Origin of the sequence: Mesorhizobium sp. M7A.F.Ca.ET.027.03.2.1, from assembly GCF_003999175.1 — a bacterium.
Taxonomy (GTDB): Bacteria; Pseudomonadota; Alphaproteobacteria; order Rhizobiales; family Rhizobiaceae; genus Mesorhizobium.
In genome coordinates this window covers 1-1,498 of the sequence record NZ_RZOM01001284.1, presented here as the reverse complement: position 1 = coordinate 1,498, position 1,498 = coordinate 1, and the positions used below count along the sequence as shown (strand labels likewise).

The 1,498-nt window shown below is 67.0% G+C and carries 1 protein-coding gene; it reads right to left on the bottom strand.

Features of this window, described 5'->3' with window-relative positions:
• Positions 1–1,498: xanthine dehydrogenase family protein molybdopterin-binding subunit (locus EN750_RS33880; protein ID WP_145968181.1), on the bottom strand; the 1,498-nt coding region annotated here is incomplete at both ends.

Genomic DNA, 1,498 nt, shown 5'->3' with positions numbered 1-1,498 from the left:
GTGGCGGGAATAGTCGCCCTCGGTGTGCGGCAGCGCCATGGCGATGGTGGTGTAGTTCTTGTAGCGCTCCTCTGGCGTCGAGTTTTCCGGCATGGTGTCGCCGGTGGCTTCGATGTGGTCGCGGCCGACGCTTTTGAGCAGTTCGGCGATCGAGACATCGGGGCCGTCGCCGCGCGGCGAAGCGATGCGGCCATTGGCGACGACCAGCGTGTTGGCCTGCAGCGCGTGGAAAGGCGACCGCGGATCGCTGATGGCAAGGCCCACCAACTGGTCGAGCGCTGAGCTCGCGGCCTTGTATACCGCGCCGGTCATGACGCCGGCCAGGCGCGAGCCGCCGGTGACGCCGGCGCGCGGAAAGCGGGAGTCGCCGAGTTTCACCACCACGTCGTCAGCTCGCACGCCGACCGTTTCAGCGGCGGTCTGCGCCAGGATTGTGTAGGTTCCTTGACCCATGTCGATCGACGAGCTTTCGACCTCGACCGAGCCGTCGGCCAGGATACGCACGATCGCCTCGCCATAGGCGCGCCGAACCGGATAGGTGCCAGCCGCGACGCCCCAGCCGATCAACTGGGTGCCGTCGCGGATCGAGCGCGGTTCGGGCGAGCGCCTGGCCCAGCCGAAGCGCTCCGCACCTGCGGCAAAAGCCTCGCGTAACTGCCGGGTAGACCAAGCCTTTTTGGCATGCGGATCCTGCTCGGCATAGTTCCGGAGCCGGATTTCCAGCGGGTCGATGCCGACCTCGTAAGCGAGCTCGTCGATGGCGCTTTCGATGCCGAAGGCCGAGGGGTTTTCGCCCGGCGCGCGCATGGCGCCCGGCACCACCGAATTGACCCGCACGACGTTCTGCTTCGAGGAGAAATTCGGCGTCGCATACATGATCGAGGTGACCGATCCCAGCGGCTCGACCCACATGCCGTCGATGGAGGTCTCATTGACGCCGCGATGCACGATCGACTGGATCTTTCCTTGCGTGTCGGCGCCGATCGTCACGGTCTGGCGTGTCGCCGCGCGGCCACCATAGCCCGTAAAAGTCTGGGGCCGCGTCATCACCAGCCGCACCGGCCGGCCAAGCATTCTGGCCGAACATGCGGCCACCGCGCCATGGCTGAGCGCCAGCGCCTTGGAGCCGAAGCCGCCGCCAATATAGGGCGAGACCAGCCGCACATTCTCGAACGGCACGCCGAACCATTCGGCATAGGTGCGGGCCATCCCGTCCAGCCACTGGCTCGGCTCCCATACGGTGAGCCGGTCGCCCTCCCAGCGGGCGATCAGGCCATGCGGCTCCATCGGCGCCTGGTACTCGCGCGGCGTGTTATAGGCGGCGCAGATGCGGACCGGTGCCGAGGCGAACGCACCTTGCGCATCGCCCCATTCCTTGGTCATGGCGTCGATCGGGATGCCGTCGCCAGCCTTGCCGTCGCTGAGGTCGACGATGGAAGGCGTCTCGTCATAGCTGACCTTGACCAGGGCCGCCGCCGCGACCGCCTGTTCGAAGGTC